This is a genomic window from Shewanella sp. 10N.286.45.A1 (assembly GCF_041470405.1).
In the GTDB taxonomy this organism is placed as follows: Bacteria; Pseudomonadota; Gammaproteobacteria; order Enterobacterales; family Shewanellaceae; genus Shewanella.
In genome coordinates, this window is record NZ_JBFRMK010000336.1 from 1 (window position 1) to 8,128 (window position 8,128).

8 protein-coding genes and 1 pseudogene are annotated in these 8,128 nt (G+C 39.3%); 6 read left to right on the forward strand and 3 right to left on the reverse strand.

The window, feature by feature from the left end; genetic code table 11:
- Nucleotides 1-375: 375 nt before the first annotated feature.
- The 5 genes from AB4238_RS20680 (at nucleotide 376) to AB4238_RS20700 (ending at nucleotide 3,857) form a co-directional block, all read left to right on the forward strand.
- Nucleotides 376-711 (forward strand): DUF6916 family protein, encoded by a 336-nt coding sequence (locus tag AB4238_RS20680; RefSeq protein WP_372035335.1) that lies wholly within the window; start codon nucleotides 376-378, stop codon nucleotides 709-711.
- A gap of 13 nt (nucleotides 712-724) precedes the next feature.
- Nucleotides 725-1,261: a phage tail protein gene (locus AB4238_RS20685; RefSeq protein ID WP_372035336.1), complete on the forward strand. Its 537-nt coding sequence runs from the start codon at nucleotides 725-727 to the stop codon at nucleotides 1,259-1,261.
- 9 nt (nucleotides 1,262-1,270) lie between these two features.
- Nucleotides 1,271-1,795, forward strand: a complete 525-nt coding sequence (locus AB4238_RS20690; protein ID WP_372035338.1) for a phage tail protein — start codon at nucleotides 1,271-1,273, stop codon at nucleotides 1,793-1,795.
- A gap of 42 nt (nucleotides 1,796-1,837) precedes the next feature.
- The gene (locus AB4238_RS20695) at nucleotides 1,838-2,356 is read left to right on the forward strand and encodes a phage tail protein (protein WP_372035340.1); all 519 of its coding nucleotides are present in this window, start codon (nucleotides 1,838-1,840) and stop codon (nucleotides 2,354-2,356) included.
- 350 nt (nucleotides 2,357-2,706) lie between these two features.
- A protein-coding gene (locus AB4238_RS20700; protein WP_372035342.1) for an IS3 family transposase occupies nucleotides 2,707-3,857 on the forward strand; the annotation gives its coding sequence in 2 pieces (ribosomal slippage) (nucleotides 2,707-2,944 and nucleotides 2,944-3,857; 1,152 coding nt in all).
- 226 nt (nucleotides 3,858-4,083) lie between these two features.
- On the opposite strand, the gene AB4238_RS20705 is transcribed toward AB4238_RS20700, so the two are convergent.
- The 3 genes from AB4238_RS20705 to AB4238_RS20715 all read right to left on the reverse strand — a co-directional run bounded on the left by AB4238_RS20705 (nucleotide 4,084) and on the right by AB4238_RS20715 (nucleotide 7,640).
- Complete coding sequence (locus AB4238_RS20705) at nucleotides 4,084-4,998, reverse strand: NYN domain-containing protein (RefSeq protein WP_372035344.1); 915 nt, start codon at nucleotides 4,996-4,998, stop codon at nucleotides 4,084-4,086.
- Between the two features lie 46 nt (nucleotides 4,999-5,044).
- Nucleotides 5,045-6,430 (reverse strand): hypothetical protein, encoded by a 1,386-nt coding sequence (locus tag AB4238_RS20710; RefSeq protein WP_372035346.1) that lies wholly within the window; start codon nucleotides 6,428-6,430, stop codon nucleotides 5,045-5,047.
- A 1,075-nt stretch (nucleotides 6,431-7,505) separates the two neighbouring features.
- Nucleotides 7,506-7,640, reverse strand: a complete 135-nt coding sequence (locus AB4238_RS20715; RefSeq protein ID WP_372035348.1) for a hypothetical protein — start codon at nucleotides 7,638-7,640, stop codon at nucleotides 7,506-7,508.
- A gap of 110 nt (nucleotides 7,641-7,750) precedes the next feature.
- Here AB4238_RS20715 and AB4238_RS20720 point away from each other — a divergent pair.
- A pseudogene (locus AB4238_RS20720) lies at nucleotides 7,751-8,106 on the forward strand (IS3 family transposase); the annotation flags it as partial.
- Between the last annotated feature and the right edge of the window lie 22 nt (nucleotides 8,107-8,128).

The following is an 8,128-nucleotide window of genomic DNA, read 5'->3' on the forward strand; positions in this document are numbered from 1 at the left end:
ATAACTAAACGGCATAGCCACCGAAGAAACAGCATAGGTGCATTAAAAAAGATATTAAAAATATCAGTTTGTAATTTGATTTAACTTTAGTAGAAAACGGGGGCAGTCTTCAGTAACCCTTAGTTATTAGTGAAACCTCTTATTTGACTATTGCTAGCTTTCTCGCCGTTAAGTGCAGCATCCATAAATGAAGGCATGAACTTTTCTTAAGGGCCAAGTCTTTTGCCACCATTTTCGACAAAAAGCTTTTCAAGCTAGGAGATTTGATATCGAAAGGTGTTTTTGATAGCTTAAATATTACACAAAAGAAAATTAGAACTTCCGAATACTCGGTCGGCTTATATTTTGCGATTAGATAATAAATGGAGTAGCAAAATGAGTGATGTAAGTAAATTTGACTTTGATGTTTTAACAAACCTCAAAGGGAAAAGTATCGAAGTTTACAACTTGGATAGCAACAATAAAATAACGGATTTGATTATTGATAAAGTAGATCGCGCGCTCGCTCATGGTAAACGATTTGATGCTTTTTCACTGCTATTAACCGGCCCCAAGGAGCAACACTGTCCTCAGGGGATCTATAGGTTTAAAAACCCAGCGTTTGGTGAAGAGAGCGTATTTATGACGCCAAACGCCCAAGACTCGTATCATATTTGTATTTCAAGAGAAAACGTTCAATCAAAGATTGAAGAATGTTCTACACATACCTAGGGAGGGTGCTCTAATGTCAGAGCCGTTTTACGGACAAATTAAACCTGTTGGCTACAAGTTTGCTCCAGTTGACTGGAGTACTTGCGACGGACAACAACTTTCCATACAAACTAACCAAGCTTTGTATTCATTATTAGGGTCTACCTATGGAGGGAATGAACGCACATATTTCAACCTTCCTGACTTTAGAGGGAGAGCACCTATAAACCGTTTTCCTAACAGTCCTAGTCATTCCTTCGGGGTTAAGGGAGGAGCTCAATATCATACTTTATCTGTGGACGAAATGCCCTCACACACCCATACCGTAATGGCTTCCACTGATACAGGCAATACACCAATACCCGCATCAAGTACTTTGTCTGAAGAAAATCAGTTTGCTACAGTTGGTGGCGCTGATCTTGAGTATTACAGCGCGCCTAATCAATTGACTTCTCTAGCACCCAATACGGTAACAAACTCAGGTTCTGGTAAAGCATACAGTATTGTCCAGCCAACCAGTGTTTTGCTGTTTATCATTGCGCTGGACGGTATATATCCAGCACGAAATTAGGAGGAAAATATGACACCTTTTACTGGTGATATTATTATGTTTGCGGGGATCTTTGCGATTCGGAATTTTGGACTTTGCAATGGACAACTGCTAGCTATTAATTCGAACGTACAATTGTATGCATTGATCGGTACAACCTATGGCGGCGATGGTATATCAAGTTTTACTTTGCCAGAAATGCGAGGTCGTATTCCAGTTCATAGAAACGATGGATCTGGTATAGGAGGACTGTCTTACTCACAGGGCTACAAAGGTGGTAGTAGCACAGTAACTCTGTCTGAAGCCAACTTACCTGTACACAACCATGATTTTCAGGTTTCAACTCAAGATGAAAACTCAAGCTCCCCAAATGGGCAGGTAGTAGGTAAAGGCAAACATTTTCTACCTACTAGTGCAACGTCAACTCATACTGGCACCATGTATCTCGATACTGTTGCTAATGAGGGATCTAGTCACAGTTTGAACAATATGGCTCCCTATCAAGCTATTAACTTTTTGATTGCCCTGCAAGGGGTTTTCCCCTCAAGAAACTAGGAGAACGATACTATGGCTGATGCTTATATAGGTGAAATCAGAATGGTCGGTTTTAATTTTCAACCGAGGCTCTGGGCTAGTTGTTTGGGTGGCATTCTGCCAATCTCTCAAAATAGTGCGCTATTTTCGTTGATTGGAACTTCCTACGGGGGGGATGGTAGGGTCACAATGGGATTACCTAACCTGGCGGCAAGCTTCCCATTACACTGTGGTGGTGGTAATAATCGTGGCCCAGGGTTATCTTCTCACCTACTAGGCGAACGTGGTGGTATCGATAGCCATGTACTTGGTCAACACCAAATGCCAGTACACCAGCATAAAATTTATGCAACTACAGGTAGCGCTAAGGACACAACTGATGTTGCCAGTAATAGCAACCTGGCGACGACACGTGATAGTTCACTTGCCTTTACTAAGAATCCTCCAGGTTCTGGACAAGAAGTGATGGCAAATCAGACATTAAAAGCGCGTGGTTCGAGCTATCCGGTTAATAATAGGCAACCCTACCTTGTCACTAATTTCATCATTTGCCTGGACGGAATCTATCCATCTAGAAATTAAAGTAAAAACCTGAGTTTTCATGTTGAATGCATTTCAGTTTGTTGGTGAAATGCATTTTTTAAAAAAACTGGCACCAGTCCCCATTTTTATAAATATTAAGTATCAACGTGTAAGCCCCTCCACTCAAAAAATGAAATCACAACCATATAAGGGCACCATAAAGTATTCATCAACTGAGATGTATAGTCATATTTAGTGACTCCAACCAAATTCCGATGAAATATAATCACGTAAAACACTCAATAAGTTTAGTTACATCCTGATATTATTCAACAGGATACATAGTGGCAAGCCCCTAGAACAGTAGACACTTCATAGAGTTATACTTAACCAAAAATATGAGGTGTTACATGCGCGGAAAACGATATCCAGATGAGTTCAAAATAGAAGCTGTTAAACAAGTCACTGAGCGTGGTTATAAAATCGCAGATGTTGCTGATAGATTAGGCGTCACTTCCAAAAGTTTGCATAACTGGATTAATAAGTTTGATAAGCCAGAAAAGCAACACATCACCATTGATAATCAACAAGACGAAATACGTAAACTCAAGGCTGAACTGCGTCGCGTAACCGAAGAGCGAAATATCCTAAAGGAGGCCGCCGTGTACTTTGCAAGCGAGTCAAAGAAAAGTACACGTTCATAAAGTCTAGGCTCAAGAGCTACCCAGTAAAAACCCTATGCGAAATACTTGGCGTTCACCGCAGCGGCTTCTATGCCTGGCTTAAGGAGCCTCTGAGTCGCAGAGCGACTGAAGATAAGCGACTACTGGGTAAAATTAAACAGTATTGGCTAGAAAGCGGTTGTGTGTATGGCTACCGAAATATCACTTTAGACCTTAAAGATGATGGTGATGCTGTTGGCAAAAATCGGGTATATCGGATCATGAGAACAGCTGATATTAAGGCTGTACGTGGCTATAAGCGTAATCCAAGTTTTGGCGGAGGCGATGTTAGTCATACGGCACCAAATACGTTAAATAGAGGGTTTGACGTCGCTGAGCCCAATAAAGTTTGGGTGACCGACTTTACCTATATTCGGACTCATGAAGGTTGGCTATATCTCACCGTTGTTATCGATCTATTCTCTCGACAGGTTGTTGGTTGGACAATGAAAAGCACTGCTAGAGCTGACCTAGTTATTGATGCACTACTGATGGCGGTATGGAGACGCAACCCAACAGAAAAGGTGCTTATCCATTCTGATCAAGGCGTGCAATATACTTGCTCTGATTGGCGTAGCTTTCTTAAAGAGCACAACCTAGAAGCGAGTATGAGTCGAAGAGGAAACTGTCATGATAATGCAGTTGCAGAAAGCTTTTTCTCATTACTGAAAAAAGACAGGATTAAGCGAAAAGCCTACACAACCAGAGATGAAGCGCGTGCTGAAATATTTAACTATATCGAATATTTCTACAATCCTGTGCGGCATCATGGTAGTAATAACGGACTGTCTCCAATGAAGTTTGAAAAGCAGTATTATGAGAACTTAGAAAGTGTCTAGAAAACTAGGGGCTTACCATCGCACGGGCACTGGAGAATTACCCTCTTCGCACAGTTAAGCTAATGCCTGTTAGACTAACAGTCATTAGCTTAACTCGCTTTGTCTTCGGCGCAATTTCAACAGTCTTCGTTTTAATTCCACCAATACATACTTGTGTGGTGACAATAGAGTTGGCCCGTAAGAGGAAAACGAGCCAATAAAGTTGGCCCGTTAACCTGTTTTACTTCTACTTTTTCAATTTCACATTACTGACTGTTGGGCATTGACCATCTGATAAATCCGTTTGTGCCCCTGCGCTTGGTACTTTAAAGCAAACTCTTGCGCCTACATGTAAGTGAGCAATATTCATCACTTCGCTAAAGCTAAAGTGAAAATCCCCATGATTTGAAGTAATAAAGCCAAACTCTCTACTGGTATCCATTTTACGAATAACACCTTCCAAACGAGCACCTGCTTGTGAAGCTATATTTGAGTGCATAGCAATGAAGCATCTATCGCTCCGCTCATCTACTATTTTGAAAAGCTCTGCTTTATCTTTAATTAGTTTCTTTAAGCTTACGAAACTATAGTTTCTAGGGTCAAAGGATGAGTCAAACATTTTGAGCATCTTCCCCATATCACCTAGATAGACAGGTTCATTACTTTCAGCACATCTCAAATAGGAATCAACCAACAGCACGTTTAAATCTTGGTGACTTAAGCGTACTGTAGAATCTGAAAGATTCTTCGTAAACACAAAGTTATGGCAAGCTTTTCTGAATCTTTCAGGAGTATTTTCCTTACCAATAGCCATCACATGTAGGCCTTTCTCACGAACACGTTGTGCTAGACTATAAAACCCACCGTCACTTGATACGATGCATATTCCATTAATTCGGTGGTTATTACTGATCAACTCAATTGCATCCATAACTAAAGCATGATCTGCAGCATCCTTACCGTAATGGAATTGCTGTTTAGGGCTTGATGCAGTTTCATGAAGAACGTCTTGCCAGCCACTTTGTTGTCTAGATGTCCAATCAGCATAGACCCACTTAATCGCTACTGTGCCATATTTCTCAACTTCCTCAAGCATGGACGAATATTGAGCTTGCGAAGCATTTTCGCCGTCAACCAATACAGCAAAAGTTAAATCTATCATTTTTCACATTCCTTGTTAAATAAGCCTGTCAAAGCAGGCTTCCAAATTAATAGACGGCTCTAATACCCGGAACTCTATAACCATTTTGGCTTAAAGCACTTTTGATTTTTGACAGCAAAGCGGGAAGTTGCTCAATCCAATTCAAACTTTCAGCCTCAATCTTAATATGCTCTAAAAGCTCTATTGCTGAAAGTTGATTTGAGAGTAAAGTGACTTGACGATTCAGCTCTTTGCATGGGAATACTATAAGGTAAACAAACTTCCTTGAATTTAATTCATGGATAGTAAGCTGACCATCGCCGAGCGCTTCAGAATGAAAGACTTTTCCACAAACTTGTACAGTTTCTTCATCAACGTCGTACTCTAATTCACTAGCCCACAGCTCGAATGCTTCACTAAGATTAATTTCATAAGGGGGAGTATTTATATCACTAAAAACTTTCCTAACCATTCCACCAAATAACTCTTGTCCATAAGAACCCCATGATGGAAGGCACCTAGGATCAGTAATTTTTATGCCCTTAATTTTAGTTAAACAATCCTTTTTAAATAACCCTTTCAACCTGAATCTTTGTTGCTTATCCAGCTGATTTTCTTCAAAACTCTTTTGATATGATTCTAATTTATCTAAAAGTCGTTTTGCATGCTCTGCTGGCGCCGAAATTTGATCTGATTCACTAGAACTTAGGTAGTCTTCTTGCTTATAGTCACTAACTAAAGATGGTAGATTCAGAGCGTGAGCTGCTTCTCGACATACATTTACCAGCCCAGTTTTTCCGTGTTCATAACTGATAATATTTGCATGTTTGTTTTCTTGCTCATATCTTGGCTTAATGTAACGTTTTAATGCATCTTCTATTTCAGCCGCTTGATCTGACAGGCCGTCAACTGAAGGTAAAGAGTTCAGAACTTGAGCTGTCCAGCGCTTAAGCTCTTCATCCCTTTCCGTCTGCCGATCAAACTGTTTTTTCCTCTCAGCTTGATAAGTGTCTAAACTTTCTCTCATCCTTTCTGCAATATCTTTACTTCTATTAAAAATAGAAACAGGAGAGTTATAGGTATTGAATGAACGATATGCTTCACCATTTTCATCCAACTGTTGCACGACTTGTTGATGGTACTTTTCAATAGTGCCAATATCATCGCCACCAAGAGGGTAGCGGCCTTCTTTAGTTTGTTCTGATTCAGCGACTAGACCAGTCATAAGCACTAATTGCTCCCAATCACTCGGCAATTTCGGTCTAGCCTCTCGAAAGACGGTATAATTATAAAACCTATCCCCCGGCAACCTAGGTGACAACAAACTAATTAAAGGCTCTAGATCACTCACTTTTGCCTTACCTTTTCCCGACTTTAACTGGCTCACATAAGATTGAGACCAACTCAATATCTCACCGATCTTAGTAATGCTAATACCAGACCGCTCGGCCAACTCAATAACCTCTTTGGTATATGGATGCTTTTCTGAAGCATCTATGGGAAATAGAATTTCATTTTAATTGTCCATTTAAGTTCTCACATGGTTCCATTAATTTATGGATAGCTTGGCATATAAAAACCGCGAAACAAAGGCCTTAAAAGCTTATAATTTACTTATAATATATTTTATTTTAACTTTAAATACATGAAGATAAGAAAAAACATTAACTTATACAAAGGATATACACTTAGTGTTTAGAGGTTAAATCTAACTCACTAACAGCGATAAAAGACTAAAAAATCACGAACCAGACATGAAACCAACAAAAAGAGCGCAACCTAGTTATAGAACACTTATATATAACTTATAAAACACTTATGCACTATTTAGAGGTAGCAAAACTTAAAGAGTCGCTTAAATAACTATGCTAAACATCAATATCATCAACATCGTTAAGTAGCTTAGAAGTTAGAGACTTATCATTCCCATTTGATTGAACTAATTTTGGCTGTAGGTTGAACCGACTATGCAGGTTATAAGGAATTGCTTACAGAACATGTATGAATGTAGAAAGGCAGTAAAAAAATCAGTCTCTTCGCTAAAGCATTGACAAAATAGGCTATTTTAATGTGGGATTCATTTCTAGAGTGATTTTAGGTTAGTGGTTAATGGTTAATGGTTAATGGTAGTAGTTCGAATCTTCTGCCAGTTGCTTTGCTCCTAATTGCCTTTTTAGTTATTTTTTTATTCGCGTACTTAAAAAACCGTCTATTAACTACATTGGAACTGAGTCATAATCTCAGTAAAGGAACCACTATTATGAAAAAAGCAAAATATTACTTAACTCTAATTTTAGCGTCATTATTTGAAACAATTATGGCAATTGGGGCAAGTAACTGGGCCTCGGTCGGGCCATTAACCTAAAATCTTTCTAGCTATCTAAAAACTAAATTCTCTCCTTAAGAAACCTATTACTTTTAGTCTTACATCAATACATGTTCAGCGCCAATAGAGTTGGTCCGTCAGAATAAAATTAGACGATAAAGTTTGCTCGTAGTCAGTATTTTCAAACTAGTCTTTAATAAAGTTACTCAACCTCTTCCAACTTTTGGGCTAACTTTATCAGTTCTGTATAGCCAAGATCACCACAAATCCCACCCAGCTCTTGCTTAACCAGATACAGCAATATCTCACTCTCTCTTGGTGTTAAATCTATACTCATTGCAACCTCCGAAACTTATGAATAACCTAATAATAGCACCCCTCCATATCACAATCATTATACCTGTTAACACAAATAAAAATGTCCCAAGAACTTAACTGTGTTGACAGGTTGAATCTACAGCCGTGTTCTTTGCAAGCGAGTCAAAGAAAAGTACACGCTCATAAAGTCTAGATTCAAGGAACCACTGAGTCGCAGAGCGACTGAAGATAAGCGACTACTAGGTAAAATTAAACAGTATTGGCTAGAAAGCGGTTGTGTGTATGGCTACCGAAATATCACTTTAGACCTTAAAGATGATGGTGAGGCTGTTGGCAAAAATCGGGTATATCGGATCATGAGAACAGCTGATATTAAGGCTGTGCGTGGCTATAAGCGTAATCCAAGTTTTGGCGGAGGCGATGTTAGTCATACGGCACCAAATACGTTAAATAGAGGGTTTGACGTCGCTGAGCCCAATAAAGTTTGAGTGACCGACTTTACCTATA